The organism is Parafilimonas sp. (assembly GCF_051953455.1).
Taxonomy (GTDB): Bacteria; Bacteroidota; Bacteroidia; order Chitinophagales; family Chitinophagaceae; genus Parafilimonas.
This window is the reverse complement of the sequence record NZ_JBQCIT010000051.1, coordinates 90,273-116,401: the sequence shown is the minus strand read 5'-3', so window position 1 is coordinate 116,401 and position 26,129 is coordinate 90,273. Positions and strand designations below refer to the sequence as shown.

General features: G+C 42.0%; 25 protein-coding genes and 2 riboswitches. All 25 genes read left to right on the top strand.

The features are described 5' to 3' along the window. Positions 1 to 38 precede the first annotated feature (38 nt). Positions 39 to 713, top strand: a complete 675-nt coding sequence (locus ACTHN6_RS18475; RefSeq protein ID WP_440437255.1) for a response regulator transcription factor — start codon at positions 39 to 41, stop codon at positions 711 to 713. Beyond that, positions 710 to 1,978, top strand: coding sequence for a type IX secretion system histidine kinase PorY (locus ACTHN6_RS18470; protein ID WP_440437254.1), 1,269 nt, complete (start codon positions 710 to 712; stop codon positions 1,976 to 1,978). Before ACTHN6_RS18475 ends, ACTHN6_RS18470 begins: the two co-directional genes overlap by 4 nt. A 73-nt stretch (positions 1,979 to 2,051) precedes the next feature. Next, a complete protein-coding gene (locus ACTHN6_RS18465; RefSeq protein WP_440437253.1) occupies positions 2,052 to 3,101 on the top strand; it encodes a YncE family protein in 1,050 nt (349 codons plus the stop codon). A gap of 208 nt (positions 3,102 to 3,309) precedes the next feature. Then, positions 3,310 to 4,608, top strand: coding sequence for a TolC family protein (locus tag ACTHN6_RS18460; protein ID WP_440437252.1), 1,299 nt, complete (start codon positions 3,310 to 3,312; stop codon positions 4,606 to 4,608). 23 nt (positions 4,609 to 4,631) lie between these two features. Next, complete coding sequence (locus tag ACTHN6_RS18455) at positions 4,632 to 5,537, top strand: efflux RND transporter periplasmic adaptor subunit (RefSeq protein ID WP_440437251.1); 906 nt, start codon at positions 4,632 to 4,634, stop codon at positions 5,535 to 5,537. Between the two features lie 36 nt (positions 5,538 to 5,573). After that, positions 5,574 to 8,705, top strand: coding sequence for an efflux RND transporter permease subunit (locus ACTHN6_RS18450; RefSeq protein ID WP_440437250.1), 3,132 nt, complete (start codon positions 5,574 to 5,576; stop codon positions 8,703 to 8,705). Beyond that, complete coding sequence (locus ACTHN6_RS18445) at positions 8,695 to 9,390, top strand: phosphatase PAP2 family protein (RefSeq protein WP_440437249.1); 696 nt, start codon at positions 8,695 to 8,697, stop codon at positions 9,388 to 9,390. Before ACTHN6_RS18450 ends, ACTHN6_RS18445 begins: the two co-directional genes overlap by 11 nt. Before the next feature lie 21 nt (positions 9,391 to 9,411). Further along, the gene (locus ACTHN6_RS18440; RefSeq protein WP_440437248.1) at positions 9,412 to 9,831 is read left to right on the top strand and encodes an EamA family transporter; all 420 of its coding nucleotides are present in this window, start codon (positions 9,412 to 9,414) and stop codon (positions 9,829 to 9,831) included. A gap of 60 nt (positions 9,832 to 9,891) precedes the next feature. Continuing rightward, positions 9,892 to 12,255, top strand: a complete 2,364-nt coding sequence (locus ACTHN6_RS18435; RefSeq protein WP_440437247.1) for an HAD-IC family P-type ATPase — start codon at positions 9,892 to 9,894, stop codon at positions 12,253 to 12,255. An 89-nt stretch (positions 12,256 to 12,344) separates the two neighbouring features. Further along, a riboswitch (Fluoride riboswitch) is annotated at positions 12,345 to 12,414 on the top strand. A gap of 37 nt (positions 12,415 to 12,451) precedes the next feature. Next, on the top strand, positions 12,452 to 13,804 hold the full coding sequence (locus ACTHN6_RS18430; protein ID WP_440437246.1) for a voltage-gated chloride channel family protein: 1,353 nt from the start codon (positions 12,452 to 12,454) through the stop codon (positions 13,802 to 13,804). After that, entirely contained in the window at positions 13,798 to 14,166 is a 369-nt protein-coding gene (locus ACTHN6_RS18425; RefSeq protein ID WP_440437245.1) for a DUF190 domain-containing protein, read from the top strand. The genes ACTHN6_RS18430 and ACTHN6_RS18425 overlap by 7 nt, the downstream gene beginning before the upstream one ends. Before the next feature lie 7 nt (positions 14,167 to 14,173). Continuing rightward, complete coding sequence (gene crcB, locus ACTHN6_RS18420; RefSeq protein ID WP_440437244.1) at positions 14,174 to 14,542, top strand: fluoride efflux transporter CrcB; 369 nt, start codon at positions 14,174 to 14,176, stop codon at positions 14,540 to 14,542. Positions 14,543 to 14,557: 15 nt separating this feature from the next. After that, entirely contained in the window at positions 14,558 to 15,004 is a 447-nt protein-coding gene (locus ACTHN6_RS18415) for a universal stress protein (protein ID WP_440437243.1), read from the top strand. A gap of 12 nt (positions 15,005 to 15,016) precedes the next feature. Beyond that, positions 15,017 to 15,084: riboswitch (Fluoride riboswitch) on the top strand. 29 nt (positions 15,085 to 15,113) lie between these two features. Continuing rightward, positions 15,114 to 16,529, top strand: a complete 1,416-nt coding sequence (locus ACTHN6_RS18410) for a chloride channel protein (RefSeq protein ID WP_440437242.1) — start codon at positions 15,114 to 15,116, stop codon at positions 16,527 to 16,529. A 2-nt stretch (positions 16,530 to 16,531) separates the two neighbouring features. Further along, the gene (locus tag ACTHN6_RS18405; protein ID WP_440437241.1) at positions 16,532 to 16,714 is read left to right on the top strand and encodes a hypothetical protein; all 183 of its coding nucleotides are present in this window, start codon (positions 16,532 to 16,534) and stop codon (positions 16,712 to 16,714) included. A 47-nt stretch (positions 16,715 to 16,761) separates the two neighbouring features. Continuing rightward, a complete protein-coding gene (gene eno / locus ACTHN6_RS18400) occupies positions 16,762 to 18,045 on the top strand; it encodes a phosphopyruvate hydratase (protein WP_440437240.1) in 1,284 nt (427 codons plus the stop codon). Positions 18,046 to 18,052: 7 nt separating this feature from the next. Continuing rightward, on the top strand, positions 18,053 to 18,604 hold the full coding sequence (locus ACTHN6_RS18395) for an inorganic diphosphatase (RefSeq protein ID WP_440437239.1): 552 nt from the start codon (positions 18,053 to 18,055) through the stop codon (positions 18,602 to 18,604). A 101-nt stretch (positions 18,605 to 18,705) separates the two neighbouring features. Further along, a complete protein-coding gene (locus ACTHN6_RS18390; RefSeq protein WP_440437238.1) occupies positions 18,706 to 19,191 on the top strand; it encodes a phosphatase PAP2 family protein in 486 nt (161 codons plus the stop codon). A 34-nt stretch (positions 19,192 to 19,225) separates the two neighbouring features. Continuing rightward, positions 19,226 to 20,002, top strand: a complete 777-nt coding sequence (locus tag ACTHN6_RS18385; RefSeq protein ID WP_440437237.1) for a metallophosphoesterase family protein — start codon at positions 19,226 to 19,228, stop codon at positions 20,000 to 20,002. Between the two features lie 47 nt (positions 20,003 to 20,049). After that, complete coding sequence (locus ACTHN6_RS18380) at positions 20,050 to 20,826, top strand: metallophosphoesterase family protein (RefSeq protein ID WP_440437236.1); 777 nt, start codon at positions 20,050 to 20,052, stop codon at positions 20,824 to 20,826. A 10-nt stretch (positions 20,827 to 20,836) separates the two neighbouring features. Beyond that, complete coding sequence (locus ACTHN6_RS18375; protein ID WP_440437235.1) at positions 20,837 to 22,366, top strand: MutS-related protein; 1,530 nt, start codon at positions 20,837 to 20,839, stop codon at positions 22,364 to 22,366. Further along, positions 22,363 to 23,865 (top strand): MutS-related protein, encoded by a 1,503-nt coding sequence (locus ACTHN6_RS18370; RefSeq protein WP_440437234.1) that lies wholly within the window; start codon positions 22,363 to 22,365, stop codon positions 23,863 to 23,865. The genes ACTHN6_RS18375 and ACTHN6_RS18370 overlap by 4 nt, the downstream gene beginning before the upstream one ends. 53 nt (positions 23,866 to 23,918) lie before the next feature. After that, positions 23,919 to 24,203 (top strand): DUF211 domain-containing protein, encoded by a 285-nt coding sequence (locus ACTHN6_RS18365; RefSeq protein WP_440437233.1) that lies wholly within the window; start codon positions 23,919 to 23,921, stop codon positions 24,201 to 24,203. Beyond that, positions 24,200 to 24,736: a hypothetical protein gene (locus ACTHN6_RS18360; protein WP_440437232.1), complete on the top strand. Its 537-nt coding sequence runs from the start codon at positions 24,200 to 24,202 to the stop codon at positions 24,734 to 24,736. Before ACTHN6_RS18365 ends, ACTHN6_RS18360 begins: the two co-directional genes overlap by 4 nt. 22 nt (positions 24,737 to 24,758) lie before the next feature. Next, positions 24,759 to 26,129: a dipeptidase gene (locus tag ACTHN6_RS18355; RefSeq protein WP_440437231.1), complete on the top strand. Its 1,371-nt coding sequence runs from the start codon at positions 24,759 to 24,761 to the stop codon at positions 26,127 to 26,129.

Here is a 26,129-nt window from a genome sequence, read left to right as displayed (position 1 = left end):
TACAGAAATTCTACAACATTGGATAATTAAATTGCAACATGAAGATATTGATCATTGAAGATGAAAAAGAGCTTTCCGAAAACATAGCCGCCTACCTAAAGAGCGAAAACTATGTTTGTGAATTTGCGTCAACATATCATGATGCCATATCCAAAACGGGCATTTATGACTATGACTGCATTCTTCTTGATCTGATGTTGCCGGATGGGGACGGGTTAAAAATACTGGAGGTGCTAAGAAAGGAAAAGAAGCAGGATGGGGTTATTATTATTTCTGCAAAGGATGCTATCGAAGATAAAATAACTGGCTTAAAGCTGGGGGCTGATGATTATCTGCCCAAACCTTTTCACCTGTCCGAACTGGGAGCAAGAATATATTCCATTATCAGAAGAAAGCATTTTGGAAGTTCCAATAGCATTCAGGTAAATGAATTGCATGTTGATTTGCTGGCAAAAACAGCCAGCGTAAAGAACCGCCTTGTGCAATTGACCAAAAGAGAATTTGACCTTTTGCTGTTTCTCTTGGGTAATAGAAACAGGACCATATCCAAAGCTGCGTTGGCAGAACATTTATCAGGCGATATGGCGGATATGCTGGATAATTATGATTTTGTATATTCTCATATAAAAAACCTGAAAAAGAAACTGATGGAAGCCGGATGTGACGACTATATAAAAACCTCCTATGGTATGGGCTATAAATGGGAAGCATGAACCGTTTACTTAACAAGACACTCTTATACTACTCCTTCTTTGCTACGGTTATCCTGTTGCTAAGCGCCCCATTCATTTACTGGACAATGGAAAAACTGTACAGGGATGATGTGGATGAGGCTATTTTATTACGAAGGGATGAGTTTGAAACCAATAACCGTAAGTCACTTCACATAAGTGACATTCCTGTATGGAATCAATTTAATAGGGACACCCGTATTTTACCCGACACGGTAAAAAGCACTCCCAAAGACAGTATTACTCAGCAGGTTTTTTATGATGCTTTGGTTCCCGAATGGGAGCCTTATCGTGTTTTATATAAAGATATTGTCATTGAAGGAAAGCCGTTTGTGCTGATGATCCGGCTTAATCTTGTGGAATCCGATGATTTGATAAGAACTATTGTCTGGATTTACATAGGGATATTATTTGCATTGCTTTTGGTCATTTTTTTCATAACAGGGTTCGTATCTAACAGGCTATGGAAACCATTTTACGATACGCTGCACAAAATAGAGCAGTTCAATATAGAGCTGCATAACCAGCCTGAATTTTCAGCAACAAAAGTGACCGAGTTTAGCCAGTTGAACAACAGGCTTACGAAACTTATACAACATAGCCTTCAGTCTTATGATACGCAAAAAGCCTTCACGCAAAATGCTTCGCATGAATTGCAAACACCGTTAGCCATCTTTCAATCTAAATTAGATTTATTATTGCAAGACAATTCTCTGCGAAAAGACCAGGTTGTTGTTTTGCATTCATTATACGAATCGGTGTCCCGGCTTACACGCATCAACAAAAATCTCCTGTTACTTGCTAAAATAGAAAACAAGCAGTTTGCAGAAGTTTCTTCATTCACGCTCAATGATATTGTCAAAGAAATAACTCCCTATTTTACAGAGCAAGCTGAAAGCAAAAAGCTGTCTATTACAATGGAATCAGACAGCATGGTAAGCCTGAATACCAACAAGGTGCTTACTGAAATAATGATCAACAACCTGTTCCTGAATGCAATCAGGCACAACATCGAAAACGGAAAAATCAATATAAAGCTGGAAGCGAACTGCTTTTCAATAGCAAACACAGGCGCAGGGAAAGCGCTGGACGGTCGTACAGTCTTTGACCGGTTCAAAAAAAATTCAACAGATGCCAGGAGTAGCGGCTTAGGCTTAGCTATAGCTAAAGAGATTTGTGAAAGGAATAATTGGGATATCCGATATCGCTTTGAAGCCGCTCTGCATATTTTTACAATTGCTTTTTGAAATACAGAAATTCTCCAACATTAGGCGTGCAACTTTATCTGAAAATAAGTTGTTCACTCAAATACTATTGAAGATGAGAATTTTAGGCGCTCCTGTTCCGCTCAATTTTTTACTGGTTTCAACAATTGCTTTATCTGCATGTAATGGCTTTAACACAGGTAATAAAGACAAAATTCCTCAAAATGAAAATTCACCTTTAACGCACGGATCACTATCGCTTATATCCTCCATCAAGCTGGATAATGTAAAAGGAGGTTTTGATCTCATGGATTTAGATGCGACAGGGCAACGATTATTTTTAGCTGCTGAGGACAATCATACTCTTGAAGTGATAGACTTAAAGAATAGTAAACCACTCATAAGCATACCTAATCTTAATGAGCCTAAATGGATTGTTTATCGTCCTGAAACAAATCGGCTATATGTTTCAACCGCCGGCGATGCAAAAGTAACCCTATTAGACGCCACCTCTTATAAACCACTTAGATTTTATTCATTCAAAGAAAAATGTAATAATCTCCGGTTTGATACAGCTACGAAACAACTATATGTAGGCGTGGGAAAATCCTTTGGGGCTTTAGCCATTATCAATTGTAAAGAGGATAAAATCAGAGGGGAAATTCCACTAACAAATTTCCCAAAACAATTCGAGTTGGATAGCAATCGAATATATGTCAACATTCCTTCAAAAAATGCAGTCGAAGTTATAGACCGATTGACTAATAAAGTGCTAACAGAATGGCAGGTTACAGAATCAACTGAAAATGTACCGATGGCTTTAGACAAAATTAATCACCGTCTTTTCGTTGCTTGCGAACCGGGCAAATTTATAGTTTTCAATACGGAAAACGGAAAATCGGTTAGCAACATATCCATTCACAAAAATGCAGATGGAATTTATTTCAACCGAAAAGATTCTTTGATTTATATATCCTGTGGCGAAGGTTTCATTGATATAATCCGGCAAAGAAATGCCGACAGTTATTATGTTGCAGACGACAAACCAACAGCAATAGGTGCGGGAACTTCCTTGTATTCACCGGAGCTAAAACGCCTATTTCTTGCTGTTCCGCAAAGAGAGAAAGAAGCTGCCGAACTAAGGATATATGCAATAGACAAATAGCTGCGCTATCTATCAGGTTTTGAACCATCTGTTTTGCCTTGACTATTTTTTGAAATCCAGAAATTCTCCAAAATCAGCCGGATAACTTCGCCCTGTCTTTCTGTGTAGGTAAATTTTGGGATGTACGCACTTCCGAAATGGTGTGGTTGGTTGTTGAATGGCACAATGACTTGAATTACGCTATGCGTTCATCTAAGAATAAGTAATCATGATTAAAAAGTTGGTTTTCCTTTTTTTATTGGCGGCGGGTTCGTCAGGCGGTAAAGCGTTTGGACAAAAACAACTATCTGATTTTGTTAATCAGGCATTTCAAAATTCTCCGCTGTTGAAAACAAACAATATCCAGTCGCAGGCAAATGAATTGGATGCCCAAAGGCTGGTTGCTGCTTTAACTAAACCGGCAATAGGTACAGAAGTGAATTATCTGTTTGCGCCGATATATTCCAGTGACCCTGGAAATTCCGGCTTAAAATTAAATCCGTCCAAGACCATTACAGACTATTACGGCTACGATCTGTCCGCAACGAATGGCGGACTGTACAGAGGATTGATCACCTTTGACCAGCCATTATTCAACCAACAACGTATCAATGCGGTAAACGAACAGGCAACACTTCAAAATCAGATCTTATCCAATAACTCCACGCTTAGCAAGCATGAATTGGAAAAGCTGGTAACGGACCAATACCTTCTTTGCCTTCAGGATGTACACCAGCAGGAGGCAGTAGCCCATATCGTGGATATTATTGGGCAGCAAATAAGTATCACCAGGAAATTGTCTGCAAACGGGCTGGCAAAGCAGGGTGATTATAAAGTGCTGGAAATTGAATTAAAACAACAGGAGACTAATATACAATCCTTACGAAACAGCTATAAGGTTCACTTACTGGAGCTGTATAGTATTTGTGGCATGTCAGATACTGCAACGGTAAGCCTTGCCGTAGTCAGCCTCGATCTGACAAATGCCGCTGATATAAATAATTCAGGTTTCGTAAAACAATATCAGTTGGACAGTTTAAGCCTCAGCGCTTCCCAAAAGCTGTTTAACACTCAATACAAACCCGTGGTTTCCCTTTACTCATCGGCAGGATTAAATGCGGTGTATGCGCCCGATATGTATAAACGCCTGGGGTGGCAGGTTGGTATCCGGTTTACACAAAAATTCTTTGACGGTCATCAAAAGAAACTGAACGACCAAAAGACCAAACTGCTGCAACAAACTACGGCTATCAACAGCGATTTCTTTAATCAGAAAAATGAGAGCCGAAAAAATGCTTTGATGCAAGCTATCCGCTCGATAGATGAACAGCTACAATCTATACAGCAGCAAATCAGCGATTATGATACGCTGCTCAGTTACTATCAAAGGCAGATAACAAACGGGCAAAGCTCTGTTATAGAATACATAACTGTGTTGCGAAGCAGCGCTGCTTTGCAGTTTAGCCGAATAGCATTACAAACAAACCGTTTGATTGCGATAAACAACTATAATTATTGGAATTGGTAAATACTCTTTTAAATAAAGCTACCATGCGTTTCATATTCTTTTCGTTATTAATCATTGCATTCTTTACTGCCTGCAATCACAAGCAAAACAATCAGGAGGATGTTACACCCCGCTCAACTGTCAGCGTAACCACTATTCAAACAGGAACAATGGTACATAGCGAACAGCTCTCTGCCACCGCACAATACCTGCGACACAATACCGTAACTGCTCCGGTGGCTGGTTATGTTCATTTTGTGAAAATCAATTTTAATGACCGTGTTAGTAAAGGACAGCTTCTTTATACACTGGAAACCAAAGAGCGTAAAGCATTAGGCGATCTCAATAGTGATGAAACCAATCAAAACTATGGATTGATCAACGTGTATGCGCCTATGAGTGGTGTAGTTACCGCTATACCTCAATCTCAAACAGGCGTATTTGTAGCAGAAGGCGGTGCGCTTTGCAATATTTCAGACATCAGCAGCCTCTATTTCCAGCTTAATATTCCGTATGAATACAGCAAATACGTGAAATCAAATACATCATGTGTGATCACGTTGCCGGATAATACGAATATCAATGCCAGGCTGGAAACCCCCATCATACAGGCAAATACAGGCTTACAAACCATTCCTTATATGGCGAAGCCTGAAACGAATATGTACATACCGGAAAGCATTATCGCAACAGCAAAGCTGGTTATTTATAAAAACAGCGATGCTACCATGCTGCCCAAAACTGCGGTATTGAGCGATGAACTGATGCAACGGTTTTGGGTGATGAAACTGGTAAACGATTCTACGGCTATAAAGATTCCGGTAACTACCGGAGCGCAAAATGACAGCCTGATAGAAATCAAAAGTCCAATATTCAACAACAATGATAAAATACTTGTTTCCGGCAACTACGGTCTTAGTGATACAGCTTTGGTAAAAGTGTTGAAATAGTAGTTTTCAGATAGTTCTAAATACACGCCTGATTATATGGAGCAAAGAAATTATTATAAAAAATACAGCAAGCCTTTCCTGTTTATCGGATTATTGCTGGTATCGCTTGGGCTGTTTACTTACAGCAAAATGCAAACAGCGTTGTTCCCGGAAGTGATGTTCCCTAAAGTGAAACTGATTGCGGATGTTGGATCTACACCTATTGACCGCATGATGATCACGGTAACAAAACCTATCGAAAGCGCCGTTAAAAGAGTAAAGGGTGTAACGGTTGTGAAAAGCGTAACGAGCAGAGGCAGTTCTGATGTTCAGATTTATTTCAACTGGGGTGTGGATGTTGACAATGCAAGATTACAGATTGAAAGCAGGCTGAATGAAATTAAAAACCTGCTTCCTGCGGGAACTAATATAGCGGTAGAAGGTTATAACCAATCGTTATTCCCTGTTTACGGGTTTACGTTGGAAAGTGAGCAGGAAAGTACAGGGCTAATCGGTTTACGTGATCTTGCCATGAATACCGTTCGCCCACTGTTTTCACAAATCGAGGGGATTTCTACCGTCATACTGCGTGGAGGCAAAACAAAGGAATTTGAAATTGTACCGGACATTATAAAAATGTCTTCGTTTGGAATTAAGCCTGATGACCTGATACAACTCTTCAAACAAAACAACTACGTTTTGTCCAATGGAAAAATGTCAAATTTCCGCAGGCTGTACCTGACCTTAACTGATAATCGTATTAACGACCCGGAAGAACTGGCAAACGTAGTTGTCAAGAATACACCGCAGCGCCTCATCCGCTTGCGGGATTTTGCCAAAGTGGAACTGCAACAGCAAACGGAATTTAATATCATCAACGCCAATGGTCGTCAAGGGGTCATTGTAGATCTGGTAAAGCAGCCTGGTGTCAATCTCGTTCAGTTTGCAGATGCTGCGGATGCAAAAGCTGCTGAAATAAGAAAATTACTTCCCAAAGGAATTACGCTGCGTCCTTATTACAATCAATCAGCTTTCGTAAATGACAGTATCAACAGCGTGATCCATACCATACTGGAGGGGTTATTACTTGCCATACTTGTAGTGATCATTTTCCTGCGTTCCTGGAGAGCCAGTACGGTAGTAATTCTGACCTTACCTGTAACGCTGGGCTTTACAGTAATTGCATTGGGATTATCGGGCATTACCATCAATGTAATGTCTTTGGGAGGTATCGCTGCCGCTGTCGGGCTTTTTATTGATGATGTTATTGTCATTATAGAACAGATTTACCGTGTGCATGAAGACAAGCCGGAAAAAGACAGGTTTGAAGTAGTAAAAGACGCTATTAAGGATCTGTTTCCTGCAATGGTGGGTTCATCGCTCAGTACCATCGTTATTTTCCTTCCTTTCGTTATGATGGGTGGGTTGGCTGGCGCATTCTTCAAAGAGCTGGCAAAAACAATGGAACTGACATTGGTCTGCTCCTTCTTTGCCACCTGGATTGTAACGCCTGTACTGCATTTGCTTATTGGTTACAGACCGCATAAAGGGGCGCATGTGCATAGTGAACAGGAAAGCCTGAGCAGATACAAATGGCTTACCGACCTGTATAAAATACCCTGGCTGGCATTTGCCTTTATTATCGTTCTGATTATTGCGGGATGGTTTGCCGCAGGCAAATTACAAACGGGGTTTCTGCCGGAGTTAGATGAGGGAACGATTGTACTTGATTATTTCTCTCCCAGTGGAACAGCTATTGAGGAAACAGACCAGCTATGTCAGAAAATGGAAAAAATTATTCTGGCTAATCCAAACGTGGAAAGTTATTCCCGAAGAACAGGGTTAAGGCTCGATTTCAGAAATGTAGCACCTAATTACGGAGATTATTTAATTCAACTGAAGAAAAGCCGGAAGCAAAAAACAACCGATATAATTAATGACTTGCGTCGGAACATTCAATCGTCTGTTCCAGTAATGAATATTGAATTTGGACAGCGCATACAGGATTTGCTCGGCAACCTGATGAGTACACCCAGCCCTATAGAGGTAAAAATATTCGGAGACAATCAAAAGCAACTTGAATTACTTGGACGCAAAGCAGATAGTATCATGCGGCACACCAAAGGTTTGGTTGACGTTTCTAACGGTATGATTTCCGCCGGTCCGTCGGTCATCATCTTACCGAATGATGTAAAGCTGGCACAGTACGGCATATCTCTTTCAGATTTCCAAAGCCAGCTAAAAATGTACACGGAAGGCGTTGTGTTGGGGGATAATGCAACTATAACAGAACCTTCGCCGGTACAGGCTTCCATGTTGGGCAATCTACAGGTAGGACAGATCCAGGATGGCGAACAAATGCGCAAGATACGCTTGCGTGTTGCCAATTACCAGGACAACGACATTGACAAGATAAAGAAGCAGATGATTTTTTTGCCTGATGGAAGTTTAAAACCGCTTTCTTTTTTCTGCGATATAAAAACGGAAAAGGGAGAAATTGATTATAAGCGTGAAGACCTGAAATCATGTGTTGTGCTTACATCAAGGCTGTCAGACCGGGATTTGGGAAGTGCTGTAGAAGAGCTAAAAGAGAGTTTTTCCAGACAGCTCAATTTACCACCGGCGTACTATGTCAATTTTGGTGGGGCGTATGCAGAGCAACAGCAATCCTTTAAGGAGCTGCTTACCATTCTCGTTGCTGCCTGTTTGCTCGTGTTCACGGTACTGTTGTTTCTGTTTAGGGAATGGGGCATGTCAATTTTAGTGCTTTGCATTTCCGTCTTAGGCATTCCTGGCTGTTTGTTCGCTTTGTACCTCACACACATTCCGCTCAATGTAAGCAGCTATACAGGGATCATTATGATTGTGGGTATCATTGCTGAAAACGCCATTTTCACGGTCAATCAGTTCCGGTACAATATGCGCTTGTCGAATGGGGATGTAAGCAAATCAGTCAATTATGCTTTGGCACTAAGAATCCGTCCAAAATTAATGACAGCTATAGGGGCTATTTTAGCATTGCTTCCGCTGGCGCTCGGTATAGGCATGGGAGCGCAAATGCAACAGGCGTTGGCAATTGCTGTAATTGGAGGCTTTGTTACAGGCATTCCTTTGTTGCTGTTCGTGTTTCCGACTTTCATACGCATCATTTATTCCCGTAAAGAGAAAAAGCCAGGTCATGACCGCTAATTTCTTTAGAGAGTATATTGTCCTTTTGTTCGCCTGTGCTTGTGTTACAGCAGGTCATGCACAAAACGCTGATAGTACGTTTAAGAATAAACCATTTCAATACACTTTTAGACGAGTTGTAATTCCTGTGAGCTTAATTGGAACAGGTTTCAGCGTTAATGGAAATGGGCGGGAATCCATTAAAAACGAAATAGTAGAGGAGCGAAACGAACATATTCCCAAGTTCAGAACAAGCCTTGATAATTATTTACAGTTTTCACCAATCGTATTAACCTACGGTTTTGAAGCAGTGGGCATGAAGCCCAAAACTGATATTCTAAACAGGTCAGCCATTTTATTAAAAAGCGAAATAGTAATGATGGTTGCAGTTACTGCTTTAAAAACATCATCACACATTTTACGCCCCGACAGCAGCGCATATACTTCTTTCCCTTCCGGTCATACCGCTCAGGCTTTTGCTGCTGCGGCTATGTTATCGGAAGAATACGGCTATCGGTATAAATGGGTTCCTTATTTATCTTATGGGTTGGCATCAACAGTTGGGGCGCTTCGCATAGTAAACAATAAACATTATTTAAGTGATGTACTCGTTGCTGCCGGAATAGGTATATTATCTACAAAAGTTTCCTATTGGACGCATAGGTATAAGTGGAATAAACATACCCATAAATCGCTTATTCAATAGTAATAAAATTAATTATTCTTTATGTGGTGGATATACGCTTTACTTTCAGCCTTGTTTGCTTCTTTAACAGCCATATTTGCCAAAGTAGGCATTAAAGGCGTAAACTCCGATTTGGCAACAGCCATACGGACTATTGTTATTTTGCTGGTAGCATGGGGAATTGTGCTTGCACGAAAAGAAACCAAAGGGATAGCCGATTTATCCAAGCAAAATATTCTGTTCTTAGTCATATCCGGTGTTGCAACAGGTTTGTCGTGGATATTTTATTTTAAAGCATTACAGTTAGGCAAAGTATCACAGGTAGCACCTATTGACAAATTAAGTGTGGCTTTGACTATCATTTTAGCTGTTCTTTTTTTGGGAGAAGCACTAACCCTTAAAACGGCAATTGGAGCGATTTTGATCATAGCAGGAACCGTAGTGCTGATTTTCCCATCATAAAGCGTATTTAATGAAAGTAGAAGTATTTGATTTATTTCAGAACATTTTATAAGCGCAACAATGCTCGATGAATCTAATAATAAACAAAGCGAAGGAACAAAATCTGAAAGTCTGGAAACAACTATTCAGGCAACAGGGCTTACCGATGCAGAAGTGAAGGCAGCTTTAGCCAAATTTGGATATAATGAAATAACAGAAGAGATAGCCCATCCCTTTTGGGGTGTTTTGAAACGTCTTTGGGGTCCTATTCCCTGGACACTTGAAGCTGCGTTGATACTGGAGGTTTTTTTAGGTAAAATTCTTCAGGCATCTGTGATTGCAGTCCTGCTACTCTTTAGCGCCACTGTAGGGGAAACACAGGAACGCAGGGCACAGAAAGTTGTTGGTTTTTTGAAACAGCATCTACAGATTACCGTCCGTATTCTTCGCAACGGCATTTGGCAGTTTCTCGCGGCAAGAAAACTTGTCCCTGGCGATTGTATTCACATAAAGACGGGCGACATTGTTCCGGCAGATTGCACTATTACTCACGGCAGTGTGGAGTTAGATCAGTCTGTGCTTACCGGAGAGTCCGCATCGGTAACACGTTCAGAAAAGGAAGTTATTTATTCTGGTTCTGTAGTCCGTACTGGCGAAGCTGTTGCTTTAGTAACAGCAACCGGGTCACATAGCTTTTTCGGGAAAACGGCTGAATTGGTGAAAACGGCATCTGCCCCCGGTCATCTTCAACAGCTTTTGTTTACGGTAGTGCGTTATTTGGCAATTGTTGATGTAATTCTCGCTGCTATGCTTTTGGCTGCTGCTCTTTTTAACGGTTATGCCATACTTCCACTTTTGCCATTTCTTGTCGTATTGGTAATTGCTACAGTACCTGTCGCAATGCCTGCAAGTTTTACTGTCGCTAATGCCGTTGAAGCCCGTGTATTGGCAAAAGAAGGTGTTTTGGTTACCGGTTTGACTGCCATCCAGGAAGCTGCAACAATGCAGGTACTTTGTATAGATAAAACCGGCACACTGACACAAAACAAACCTATAATTGCTTCTATCTTTTCCCTTTCGGGTAATAGTGAAAATGAACTGCTGGCTTATGCAGCCTCAGCTTGCGATGCTTCTTCACAAAATCCTATTGACATTGCCATTTTGCAGGAACTGAAAAAGCGTTCCCTTGACCCATTTGTACGGGAACAGTACAACCCTTTTAACCCAATTAAAAAATGTTCCGAAGCATACATACGGCAAAACGGTCAGGTACAAAAGATAATACTCGGCTCTCCGTTTGTTATGGAAGCGTATGCGGCTTCCGCACCACTGTTCAAAGACAAGGTTGCAGAGATGGCAGCAAATGGCGGGAGGGTTTTGGCTGTTGCCGTTGGAGCGGAAGGAAATATTACAGTACGTGGTTTATTAACGCTTGCTGATTTGCCCAGGGACGATGCTGCAACATTGGTGCAAGCCATTAAAGACTTAGGTATCCGGCTATTAATGGTTACCGGCGATACACCTGCAACGGCAAAGGTTATCGCTCGAAAATTAAATCTGGGAGAGCGCATTGATAATTTATCCGCTGCACTGCAAGCGCCTCTTAACTATGATGGTATCGCCAACGTTTATCCCGAAGAAAAATACCAGATCATACAAGCCCTTCAAAAGTTGAACTTAACTGTGGGTATGACAGGAGATGGTATTAATGATGCACCTGCACTTAAACAGGCAGAAGTTGGCATTGCCGTTAGTTCCGCCACCGATGTTGCTAAAGCCTCTGCAAAAGTGGTGCTGACCAATCCCGGACTTCAGGACATTGTGAAAATAATCCACGGCGGGCGGCGTGTGTACCGCAGGATGATGACATGGACGATTACAAAGATTACAAGAACCATAGAGCTTGCAGTGCTGCTGACAATCGGCTATATAGCAACTGGAGATTTTGTTGTTCCGTTAAGCCTAATTGTGCTGATAGTTGTGTTCAATGACCTTGTTACCATTACACTCGGAACAGACCGTGCATGGGTTTCGCCAACATTGGAACAATGGGATGTAAAGTCCATTTCCAAACTTTCCGGTATCCTGGCTGCGGGTTGGCTGGCGCTTGCATTTGTCATTCTTTGGGTAACACTTAAAGTATTGAAATTTCCATTTCCGCAAATTCAAACGTTGATGTTTCTGTACCTCATTTATTCAGCACAGGCAACAATATACATTACACGGGTAAGGGAACATTTTTGGTCTTTTCTTCCAAGCCGGTTGGTGATTGTTGTTACATTGGGAAATATAGTGGTATCATCCATTCTCGCACTTAATGGTATTCTGATGAAAGCTGTTACACCCGTTTCGGTTTTCGGCGTTCTGACGCTTGTTATTGTTGCTGGCTTTTTATTGGATGCCGTAAAAATCAGGTTTTATAAACGAAATGCGGTTGGGGGATAAATCAGTATAGCAGCGAGATCTTTAGCTTCTTCGACAAAATATAAGTGAAATAGGATTTTTTTGCAAAAAAATATTATTTTTGTATCCTTATTGCAATAGGAAATGGTGTCTTCCTACTTGAACCGCTCATTATTTTGAGCTAATGGCGCCTACAAATTATTGGATTTATCTAATATTCAATTTATAATTTGTAGGAATGAAAAGGCTAAAGACCTCCTTTGAACACGTTTTTATTGTCTCTTATCTCTTTAAGTGGACCTGTTTAGTATTCCCTGTTTCTTTAACGGTAGGCTCCCTCGTTGCACTCTTTTTATGGCTGCTCGACAAAGCCATGAACTTCCGCTTTGCTCATCCCTGGCTGCTGTTTCTTTTACCGCTTGCAGGGATATTGATTTACTTCCTGTATAAAATTTCAGGCAAAAATGCCGAAGGCGGCAATAATCTCATTATGGATGAGATACATGATCCGGGCGGCGGCGTACCGTTCAGGATGGCTCCTTTGGTATTGCTTACCACCGTTATTACACACCTGTTCGGCGGCTCTGCTGGCAGGGAGGGCACGGCAGTTCAGATTGGTGGTAGTTTAGCCCAGTTTTTTGCTAAAAGGCTCAAACTCTCGCAGGAAGATGTAAAAACACTGCTGATGACGGGTATTGCCGCAGGATTTGGCGCGGTGTTCGGGACACCCATTACAGGCGCTATTTTTGCCTTAGAAGTGCTGGCGCTGGGCAGGATCAAGCACGATGCCCTGATGCCCTGTTTTATTGCCAGTGTGCTGGCAGACATTGTTTGTTCCGCCTGGGGTATTCATCATACCCATTATCAAATCAATTTCACAGACAAGGGTATCATTTTCTTCCGTTATTTCCATTTTGACTTCCTGTTATTAATCAAGGCAATAATAGCCGGTGTTGCGTTTGGTCTGGCAGGATATATGTTTGCCGAACTCTCTCATACCATCAAAAATTACAGTAACAGGTGGATTAAAATAAAGTGGCTTATTCCGGCAGCAGGCGGACTTGCCATTATAGTATTTACTTACTTGTTGGGAACACAGGATTACCTTAGCCTCGGTGTAAAAAATCCTGATCCGAACGCCGTTTCTATTACTACCTGCTTTACTCCGGGTGGCGCTACTTATTATAGCTGGCTATGGAAATTGCTGTTTACCGCTATTACGCTTGGAACAGGCTTTAAGGGTGGCGAAGTAACGCCGTTATTTTTTATTGGTGCTGCATTGGGAAATACCATTGCTACATTAACCGGCGCACCAGTTGACCTGATGGCAGGACTTGGATTTATAGCGGTGTTTGCGGGAGCTACCAACACCCCTATTGCCTGCACCATAATGGGCGTAGAACTATTCGGTGCAGACAATGCGCTCTATTATGCGGTAGCTTGTTTTACCGCTTACTATTTCAGCGGGCATTCAGGCATTTACCACGCTCAGAGAATCGGCGTTTCCAAAGTAACCAAATTGAATCATCATACTAATGAAACCTTACATGAGGTAAGACAAAAACGTATCAAAAACAGAAAATTATGGTAAAGAAAGTCAAACACCATTCGTTAGGCAAGCTGGAGATTTACATAGCACCGGCGCATAAGGTACAGCACGGTACAAGAAGCCTGTTCCGTAAACTGTTTCCAAAATCCACCTACATGCACTTGATCCAGGATGCAAGAAAAGAAGGTATCATCAACGCTGCTGCGCACAGCACCCATACCAGTTTTACCACTGATGGGAAAGTAATTACTTTTAGCGTGGAAGGCGATAATTCAAAATTGGCAATGTGCGTGGAACTGGTGGACAAAAGGGAAAAGCTGGAAGCATTTTTCCTGAAGCACCAGGATTTACTACGTGAAAAAGTAGTGATCTTTAAAGAGGTTGAATTTTGGGATGTCGAATAAATGGAACATGAAAGCAATACTAATGATATGGCTCGGCGGAGGTATCGGTAGCGTATTCCGGTATCTGGTGCAGCTTGGAGTAAGTAAACTGGTCAACATTACTTTTCCGGCAGGTACTTTCCTGGTCAATATTACCGGTTGCTTTGTTATTGGGCTATTATACGGCTTCGCTAATAAATATGCTACGTTAACTCTGGAATGGAGGATGTTTCTTATAACGGGCTTATGCGGCGGATATACAACTTTCTCCAGCTTTTCGTATGAAGGTATCAGCTTGTTCAGGCAGGGCAATTATACCTACTTTATTCTGTACATACTGCTAAGTGTAATTGCAGGATTATTCGCTACGATGGGAGGAATTACTATTGTTAAATAAATTAATAGCAAAGTTATGGAAGCACACTATAAAAAAATACTGATAGCCATTGATAATAGCGCCCATTCAATGAAAGCAGCAAAGGCAGGTTTTGCGTTGGCACATGCTTTGAGGGCTACCATTGGATTATTGTATGTGGTAGATAAATCAAAAGAGGTGATTAATGCAGACTTAGGCATTACACCCCAGCAAAGCGGAACTGTTTTATTAAACGAAGCAGAGAAAACAATCGAGCAATTTATTCGTTTATATAATGGGGTTGACCGTATAGAGCGTTTTACACCGGAGGGGTTTCCGGAACAGGAAATCATCAACATTTCTAAAGAATGGGAGGCAGACCTGATTGTTATGGGAACCCACGGACGTACAGCCATAGGAAAAATATTGACCGGCTCAGTTGCAGAATACGTTATTCGTCACTCGACTATTCCGGTATTAATAACACCTCCAAGAATGGAATAAATTGTTATCTTTGTAAAGACTGGTGATGGTGTCCACCAAATCAACCGCCTTGTAAGAAGGACGATGACGCCTACAGGATAGATTAAGTAATTAATTTAATTCAGTAGGCATGAAATTATCTCAGCAGTACGCAGGCAACTTGTCTGTCATTAAAAAAGTCTTTTGGTGGTCACTTCTGACACTACCTTCTGCATTTATTATCGGCAATGTTGTTGCCCTGTTCCTATGGTCAATTGACAAAGTAACCGCAGTCCGATTATCTCATCCGCAAATTATATGGTTTCTCCCGGTCGCCGGTATAGTCATATACTTTATCATCAGGGCATTCCGTGAAACCAGCAGCAATATTGTTTTCCAAAACATTCATGCTAAGAGCAACGGCATAACAGAAAAATCCTCGCTGCCTATTTTCTTAACTACAATTATCACTCACTTATTTGGTGGCTCTGCAGGGCGTGAAGGTGCTACCTTTCAAATAGGTGCAAGCCTTAGCCGCCTTTCTGCAAAGCTGTTCAAACTAAGCGAACCACAATTTAAAGTGGTTTGTACTTCGGGTATTGCGGCTGCATTCGGGGCTGTTTTTGGTGTGCCCATAGCCGGTGCTTTCTTTGCACTCGAAATAGTGCGTGAAGGCACTTTCCCTTACAATGCCCTTATTCCCTGCATTGTAGCCAGTATCGTCGGTACACTGACCTGTAATTATTGGGGAGTTCATTTAACGCAGTTTCAATACATTTTTGCTTCCCAAAGCCATCCGATGTTCGATGGCAAATTCACTCCCGACCTTTTATTATTGGCAAAGGCAGGAGCAGTCGGTGTAATAATGGGACTATTGTGTTGCTTGTTCTACCTCGTATTGCAATACCTGAAGCAAGGGATAGATAAATCAGTGTTACCTAAATGGGTAATTCCGTTCATCGGCGGGATACTCCTCGTCGCACTGTATTTCGTATTTGGCACACAGGAATATTTAGGGCTTGGTGCAACCGGTTTAGGTCAAAATACAGTAAGTATTGCATCGGCGTTTAATGCAGGCGGAGCAGATACCTGGAGCTGGCTAATCAAACTTCTTTTTGTTGTAATAACATTGAGTTTTGGCTTCAGAGGCGGTGAGATCACACCCCTTCTTTTTATTGGCGCTACGCTGGGCAGTGTCTTAGCTGTCCTTTTTAATGCTCCTGTTCCATTGTTTGCCGCTTTAGGCTTTATTACCATGTTAGGCGGTTCTGCCAATACTCCTTTTGCCGCTACGATCCTCGGCATGGAACTGTTCGGAGCGGAATATACTTCTTATTACGCATTTGCCTGTTTCATTGCCTATTTCCTTAGTCCTACAAGGAAAAAGATTGAATTGCTGCAAGCGCCTACTGTGCCAAAACTCTTTGATGCTGATTACTTAAAAGAATGGTCATTGGACAGGAAATTAGAAAACGAAAGACTTGAAAAGAAGAAAGACGAAGATGAGCCAAGTTATCTTGAAGGAGAAGGAAACGGAAGAAATAACGCTGATTTTGAAATGTTATGAAGATGGCAATAGACAATATATCGCAGGAAGAAATGGAGCAAATGAAGCAGTGGTTGCAGGAACAAGCGCTGCTTGCAAATGTTACAGCCCAGGATTATATGGGATTGATCCTGTATAAGCTGTTTGAATTTGAGCAACGGCTCAAAAAAATAGAATATAACCAGCAAACACATTGGGTAAACTGATTTTAAAATACACTATGGTCTTAGTCCGTAAGAAATAAAAATTAATTATGAAGATTACAAAAATTCATGCAAGAGAGGTACTCGATTCAAGAGGCAATCCTACAGTAGAAGCTGAGGTAGAATTGGATAATAAATTTAGAGGTCGCGGTATTTCGCCCTCCGGTGCAAGTACGGGAGGAAAAGAAGCAGTAGAGTTACGTGATGGAGATAAGAAGCGTTACAATGGCAAAGGGGTTTCCGTTGTGGTTAATAACGTCAATCTCGTTATCAGCAAAGCCCTTATCGGCAAAAGCCTTACCCATCAGCAGGAAATAGATAAGCTGATGATTGACCTGGACGGAACCTCAAACAAATCCCGGCTGGGTGCAAATGGCATACTGGCTGTTTCTATTGCCTATGCCAATGCTGCCGCTGCATTTAAGCAAATTCCATTATACCGGCAGTTTAGTAATGAAAATTCCTACACGCTGCCAGTACCCTGCATGAACGTAATCAATGGGGGCAGACATGCTGACAACAACGTAGATTTTCAAGAGTTCATGATTGCGCCTCATCATGCGCCTTCATTTAAAGAAGCTATACGCATGGGCGAAGAAACTTTCCATGCGCTCAAAGATATTCTGAAAACGAAAGGCTACTATACGGGTGTAGGCGATGAAGGTGGATTTGCGCCCAATCTTAAATCAAATGTGGAAGCAGTAGAGATTATCCTCGAAGCTATCCACAAAGCAGGATATAAAGCGGGAAAGGATATTTCCCTGTGCATTGACCCAGCCAGCAGCGAATTATGGCAGAATGGTCAGTACGTGTTTTTTAAAGACACCAGTAAAAAACACATGACAACTGCCGAAATGATTGATTTGTGGGAAAGCTGGCTGGGTCAATACCCAATTGTACTGTTGGAAGATGGCTTAGGAGAAGATGATTGGGAAGGATGGCAGCAACTGACACAAAGGCTCGGAAGTAAAACTGAGCTTGTTGGTGATGATATTTTCTGCACCAACCCTGTTATCCTTGAAAAAGGCATTCAGCAGAAAATAGGTAATTCGGTGCTTATAAAGCTAAACCAGATAGGAACTGTCACCGAAACATTCCAGACAATTGAATTGGCTAAACAGAACAACTATAACTGTTTTATATCGCACCGTAGCGGAGAAACAGAAGATACCACTATTGCAGATTTAACCGTCGCTTCAGGCGCAGGGCATTTGAAAACAGGAAGTGGTTGCCGGGGTGAACGGATTGCCAAATTCAACAGGCTTTTGCGTATAGAAGAAGAATTAGGTAACAAGGCAGTATTTGCAGGCATTAAAACATTTAAAAACCAGTAGTAGCAGTATGCAACAATATCAGCAAGTCATACATCCCTGGCATATCAGCATCGGCAATAATGCACCGGAAGTTGTCAAAGCGGTTATTGAAATTCCGAAAGACAGCCGCATGAAATACGAACTGGATAAAGAATCGGGCTTATTAAAATTAGACCGGGTTATCTATTCTTCCATGCACTATCCCATGAATTATGGGCTGGTTCCTCAAACCTATTTTGACGATGGAGATCCGCTGGATATACTGGTCATGTGTTCTTATGAAATTGTTCCGCTCTGTGTTTTAGATGTTCGGGTAATAGGAATCATGCACATGGAAGATGAGCATGGCATTGACGACAAGATATTATCCGTAGCGGCACATGATCCGGCTTACGAACATATTCACGATCTGCAAGACCTCCCTCAGCATCACATGGATGAACTGAAAAACTTTTTTGAAGGCTATAAAGCACTGGAACATAAAACGGTCAGGGTAGGCAATATGTATGGTAAGGAGCAGGCGTATGAGTGTATTCAAAGAAGTATAAAACAATACAAAGAAAAATTTAAAATCAGTTAAGCATATTAAAAGAACGTGATTTCATTATGTCGCCGTATGAAAGAGATTGTCAAATATTAGAATGGACAAACACAAATCGCATAAAAGTATTCGACAACCTGTTGGTTGGAATAACGGACACAGCTTATATGGTGGCTTTATTGATTGGTTTATTGGTTTTAATAAGCGGATTTATGAAGAAAGACACTCTATTACGACGAAAGGGCTGGGAGGTGCTTGGCGCTCTGCTTGCAAACTCTGTTATCGTAAACGTGCTGAAATACACGATAAACAGGGAGCGCCCCTTTGTGCAGGATAAGCTGATTGAAAAACTTTCTACCGGCGGAAGCCCGTCTTTCCCTTCGGGTCATACTGCCGATGCTTTTGTAGTCGCCACATCCATGTCTTTGCTCTTCTATCCTAAGTGGCAGCTATTAGTTCCAATATGGATTTGGGCAATAGCAATAGGATATTCCAGAATAGTATTGGGTGTTCATTATCCCAGTGATGTATTGGGTTCTATGGTCATTGGTAGTATGATAGCCGTAGTTATACATTTTCTCATTAAAAAACGGAAAGCAGATAAAGTCACGATATTGATAGAGTGAAAAATAAAGGACATCACCTTTTAAAGACAACAGTATGAAACTTGCTATTATAAGCGATATACATGCCAATCTGCCTGCGTTGGAAGAGGTATTGAATGGAATAGATTCACAAAAAGTGAATACCATTTATTGCTTGGGTGACCTGGTGAACCAAAACGTATGGAACAACGAAGTAGTTGAGCTAATTCGTAAAAGAAAAATATCTACCATAAAGGGCAATCATGATGCAGGTATAGGAGAAGGAAAACATTTTTTCCCATTTTCATACACATCTACTGAGGCAAAGCAATGGGGCAAAGAAGCAATTGAATATACACTTTCTCATATAACTGAAGATAATCGAAACTTTCTTTCGGCACTTCCTATGCGTCTTCGCCTGAAGATTACAGGTAAAGATGGAACTTCCTTTACGATGGTGTTAACACATGGCACTCCTAAAGGTATTAATGAGAGGATGTACCATTTTTCACCTAAAAAAGATTTTGCGGAATTATTGAAGCTGGCAGACGCAGACATGCTTATTATGGGTAACACCCATGCTCCGTACCATCACATCATTCCGGTTGAAGAGAATGGGAATGTTATTAAGAGGCATGTGCTAAATCCCGGCTCTATTGGTAAGCCTAAAGACGGAGATTGGCGACCCAGTTATGTACTATTAACTATTGATTCAAACAAGTCCTTACTGACAGACCCTGAAGCGGTTCAGGTGGACTTTTACAGGATTAAATACGATTTAGGCAAAGCAGTAAAAGCGATTAAAAATAGTGGTTTACCTGTTTATTATGGAGGATGCCTTATAACGGGATAAACATAAATACAACACAAGGAAATGTATAATAGTAAAAATATCAATGTATGAAACTTGCATTTATCAGCGATATACATGCCAATCTACCGGCTCTTACAGCAGCTTTGAAAGATATTGAACAGCAGCAGCCAGACGATATTTATTGTTTGGGCGACCTGGTGAATTTTGCCGGTTGGGATAACGAAGTAATTGACCTTATCCGCAAGCTCGATATTACCTGCATTCAGGGCAACCATGATGAAGGCATTGGCTACCACCGTCATGATTTCCCTTTTTCATATAGCAACGAAGCGCAAAAGCATTTCGGGCATTTATCCATTCAACGGGTGAATAAAATCATTTCCGAAGAGCATCGCCGCTATTTGTCTGAACTGCCTTTTATGCTGCAATTGGAGTTTCGTTTTCCTTTTCATCATGTAAGGCTGGCAATGGTACATGGAAGCGTATCTACCAACAACGAATATGTACAAAAGGATACACCTGATGAATACCTGCTGGAAATGATGGACAGCATCAACGCAGATATTTTACTGATGGGGCATACGCACATATCCTATCACAAGGCGATATTCTGCGAAGAAGAAAACAGGAAAATTTATCGCCACGTTATCAATGTCGGTTCTGTAGGTAAGTCTAAAAATGGCAGCACGGATGCCAGTTATTGCATGGTACAGATCCATAACAGTACCGACCTCAGCACCCCCGAATCAGTACAGGTTCAATTTAGGCATGTGCCTTACGACACATGGCAGGTAATTGAAAAAATAAAAGCCGAAGGCTTGCCTAATGCGTATGATGACTATTTAAAGAGCAAAGAACAATGATAAGTCGCTTATGGTATTTGAGAGCATACTATATAAAAACAATGCAGCGAATGCAACCGATGAAAATATACCCGCAATTTTCACTGATTTGCATTTGGATCAGGTTGTTGATAAAATGACCGAAGGGAAAGATGAATACCATCTTAAACCGTTTTTTTATACATGCTTACAAGACATAAGTTCCATTTTATACCGGCAACAGGTAATGCGAGAGTTGGAGAACGAGAACGTGCGGGCAAGTATAGACAGCTTTGCACGTTCCATGCAGCAAATGCGCCTGATGCTGCAACATTCCCACGACTGCCCGCATCTCTATCAACGTGAACGGCTGTTCCTCGATGCCGTTATAGCATATTGCGACAGTGTGCGCCTGTTGCATCAACAACTCGATGCTTTACCGTTAGCCTCTGAAGGGTTACGTTCATTTAAGCAATTCCTGTCTGCATACACTACTTCAGAACCTTTTACCATGCTTGCCACAAAGGGAGAAAAGATTTTGTCAGGGTTGCAAAAGGTCAAATACAACCTGCATACCCAGGAATTGACTGTGCGGGTATTGCCTTACGAGCCACAAGCTGATTATAGCGAAGAAACCGAACAGCTCTATGACAGATTTCACACTGCCGGAGCAAAAGATTACACGAAAGAATTTCCTTTTACTACGGAAATGAACCATGTGGAAGCGCTGATACTAAAAGGTGTTGCCACCTTGTTCCCCGAATTGTTTCAGTCGCTATGCGACTTCCATAGCAGCAACCAGGATTTTACAGACAATATCGTCCTGGCTTTTGATAGGGAAATACAATTCTACATCGGCTGTTTAGATTACTGCGATAAAATAAGGACGCACGGATCTACCTTCTGCTATCCCGAAGTGGTTAGCACAGCCGGAAGTGTTTATGCCCGTGAAACTTTCGACATTACTTTGGCACACAAGCTGGCAGAGCAAGACCAAGCACCTGTGTATAATGATTTTGTGCTAACGGGAAAGGAGCGCATCATTATTGTATCGGGTCCTAACCAGGGCGGCAAAACTACTTTTGCCCGCACCTTCGGACAACTGCATTACCTGGCTTGCCTGGGCTGTCCCGTACCCGGCAGCGAAGTACAGGTTATGTTGTTTGATGCCATCTATACGCATTTCGAGCGGGAGGAAGATATAGAAACGCACCGAAGCAAATTTGAAGAGGACCTGGTAAGAATCCATGCTATTGTTGAGGCAGGATCGGAACGCAGTATCATCATTCTTAACGAGATATTTTCCTCCACCACGTTACAGGACGCGCTCTTTCTGTGCCGGAAGATCATGCAACACCTTATACGGCTGAATGCTTATTGTGTTTGGGTAACTTTTATTGACGAACTCGTATCGCTCAGCGATACGGCAATCAGCATGGTGAGCATGGTAGCGCCTGACCATCCTGCTACCCGAACTTTTAAAGTTATACGCAAAGCACCGGATGGTATGGCTTACGCCTTGTCCATCGCAGAAAAATATCACATTACCTATGACCAGCTAAAAGACCGGATAACCACATGAAGCCACATTTGCTATACAGGGACAAGGATTTCAATATCAAGGCAACCTTGCCCTGGAATGTGGATGTATTGGCAAAAGACCTGGAGCTGCAAGTGCTGTTCGATTGTATGTCCGGCAAGGATGAATTGCTGGCAGAAGTAGTAAGCAAGGTAGTTCATACATCAATCGGAAATGATGCGGCAACGATTTTATACCGGCAGGAAATTCTTAAAGATTGTATTGCTCTCAGGGAAATAGTGCAGGCTATTTATGAGCTTTCCATTACTGCTATTGAAAGCAGGAAAAATAGCTGGTTCGGCGTTTTCACCAGCCGTCCTTCTTCCGTCTTGTCAGGCTCGGTTGGTATGATGGGTATTTATGCAAAACATTTACGCCAGCTTCGGGCAATGGCTGATGAGCATATAGATAAGTTTCAGTCGGAAGGCTTTCATCGTTTCTTAGTAATGTTACGCAGTGAACTGAACGATGATTATTTTGCTGCCATTGGTGATAACCTTGCTCAATTATCGCTTAAAGGCGGGATACGCACCAGCATCCAGTTAACGAAAGCCAATAAAGGCATTGGGTATGTTCTACATCGCAGTGAAGTAAAAAAACTGAAATGGTGGCAATGGCTCTTTCCGCCAAAGCTGCCAGGTTACAATTTCCAGATACACCCACGGGACGAAAGCGGCACGAGAGCGTTGGATCAGTTAAACGATCAGGCAATCAATCGGGCTGCCAATGCCTTAGCTCAGGCAAATGAGCATATACAGCAATTCTTTATACTGCTCAGACAGGAATTGGCTTTTTACCTGGGCTGCATGAACCTGTACAACCGTTTAAAGGAATTGGACGAGACGGTAGCCTATCCGATGGTAACGCCTCCCGGCACATACAATCATTATGCGGAAGAGCTGTACGATCCCTGCCTTGCGTTGAGCATGGGAAAGCAGGTTGTAAGCAATCATCTCAATGCAGACTATCGCAGGCTTGTCATTATTACCGGGGCAAATCAAGGCGGTAAATCCACTTTCCTGCGCAGTATCGGCGTGGCGCAGCTAATGATGCAAAGCGGCATGTTTGTGTCTGCTAAAGAATATTGTGCAGACATTGTGAACGGTGTTTTTACACACTTCAAAAAAGAGGAAGATCGCACTATGCAAAGCGGCAAGTTCGATGAAGAATTAAGCCGCATGAATGAAATTACCGATCATCTCCGTTCCGGCTGTTTAATCCTGTTCAATGAATCTTTTGCAGCGACCAATGAAAGAGAAGGCTCTGAAATAGTGGCACAGATTGTAACTGCACTTATTGAAAAAGACATCAAGGTTTTCTTTGTTACCCACCTCTACGATTTTGCCATGACATTTTATGAAAAGGAAATGCCGCAAGCACTGTTTCTGAGGGCAGGAAGAATGGATGATGCCAGCAGAGGATTTCAGCTTACGGAAGCAGCACCGCTACCTACCAGTTATGGACCCGATTTATATAAAAGAATATTCAGCGATAGCACTTAGGTAAATGCGTTTTCAGAAACTATAACACTAAATAAACTTAAAATCAGAATTACATGGGAATAAGACAGCTTTTATTAGACGTAGATAAAGCAAGAGACAGACCTGAAATTATTGAGATTGCCATCGCCATTGAAAATGTGCCTTGTGTGGATGGGTTGAGCATTGTAGTAAACGAGATAGATATGGAAACCGTGGGGATGGAAATAACAATTGAAGGTGAAGATCTGAAATACGATGAGATTGTGGCTGCCATTGAAAAGACTGGCGCAGTGGTACACAGTCTCGACCAGTTGCTTGCCGGTAAAAGAATGATTACGCCTGTTCATAGAACACGATGAAAAAGTTAATAAAGGAACAATTGTTTGCGTTGCTGCTGGGACTAATAGATGGCATTTTAACCGTCCTCGTCTTGGCGACAGGGCATGTACTGAAGCAGGGTGAAACGCCGATTACCTTGTCGCTTTCCCTGAAAGTAGCTTTTGCCACTGCTGTATCCGGTGCGTGCATTTACTTTTTCTCCGAATACTCCCGGCAGCGGCATAGGCTTATTCATGCAGAAAAACAGTTGAACCTTGCCACACATGGAAAGCTGGCTACTACCCATTTGGGCAGACAAATATTCAAAGAAACACTTTGGGGTGTTGTGGTGTCTTCCATTTTCAATTTTGCAGGCGCTATGCTGCCTTTAAGCGTAGCTATGATGTTCCCTCAAATGCAATGGATAGCTATTCTTATAGCATTACTGATGTTGGTGCTGCTCGGCGTTGGCATTGCTTCGCTTGTGTATGGCAATGCAGTTGCATGGAGCCTTTCGTTGGTGTTGGCAGGTGTGTTTGTTGCCTTCATCGGGTATAAATTAAATGTTGTTTAACCATAAAAAATACAGGTATAATATGACACGCTGGAATGAATACATTTCCGAAAACAAAGACAGATTCCTTGAAGAACTGACACAATTACTTTCCATTCCTTCTATCAGCAACGATGAAGGGCGTAAAGCGCAGATGCAGGCTTGCGCAGGCAAACTTATAGAGTTGATGATGCAGGCAGGCTTTGATGCCGCAATAATTGAAGAAACATCACATCATCCTGTCGTTTTTGGAAAGAAAATCATTAACCCGGATTTACCGACTGTTTTGGTATATGGACACTATGATGTACAACCGCCCGACCCGGTTGATTTATGGCATCATGATCCTTTTGACCCGCAGGTAGTGGATGGGCGCATTGTGGCAAGAGGTGCAAGCGACGATAAAGGGCAAATGTTCATGCACATAAAAGCACTGGAGGTCATGGCCAGGACTGGCACACTTCCTTGTAACATGAAGATGATTATCGAAGGGGAAGAAGAAATCGGCTCTCCAAGCCTGCCGGAATACCTGAATAACCACAAAGAGCTTTTGAAAGCAGACATCATACTGGCTTCTGATACAGCGATGATCAGTATGGAACATCCGTCCATTGAAACGGCTTTACGAGGCATGGCGTATATGGAAATAGCTCTGGCAGGTCCGAACCGGGATCTGCATAGCGGTGTTTATGGCGGTGCAGTTGCCAATCCCATCAATATGCTTTGCAAAATGATTGCGTCTATGCACGATGAGAACAATCATATTACCATACCCGGATTTTATGACAAAGTAATTGAGCTTTCAAAGCAACAACGACATGAAATTGCAAAGCTGCCATTTGATGAAATGGAGTATAAAGAAGAATTGGGCATAAAAGCAGTGTGGGGTGAAAAGGGTTATACTACACTGGAACGCACGGGCATTCGTCCTACCCTGGATGTGAACGGTATATGGGGTGGTTATACAGGCGAAGGAGCTAAAACGGTACTACCTTCAAAAGCATTTGCCAAAGTATCCATGCGGCTTGTTCCTGACCAGCAGCCAGAAGAAATTGCCGACCTGTTCAAAGCGTATCTGCAACAGCAGTGCCCGCCTGGTGTGACTGTTGATGTAAAATACCTGCATGGGGGAAAGCCTGTTATTACCGATACGAAAACTGCGGGTTATCAGGCTGCGGTAAAGGCAATCAAGGCAACCTTTAGCAAAGAGCCGCTCCAAGTATATAGTGGCGGGAGCATTCCTATTGTAGCACTTTTTAAGGAAATACTCGGTCTGGATACGGTGTTGATGGGGTTTGGGCTGGATAACGATAATATCCATTCCCCTAACGAAAAATTCGACCTGGTAAATTTTTATAAAGGGGTTGAAACCATTCCGTTTTTCTATAAATATTTTACAGAAAAGAGATCTTAA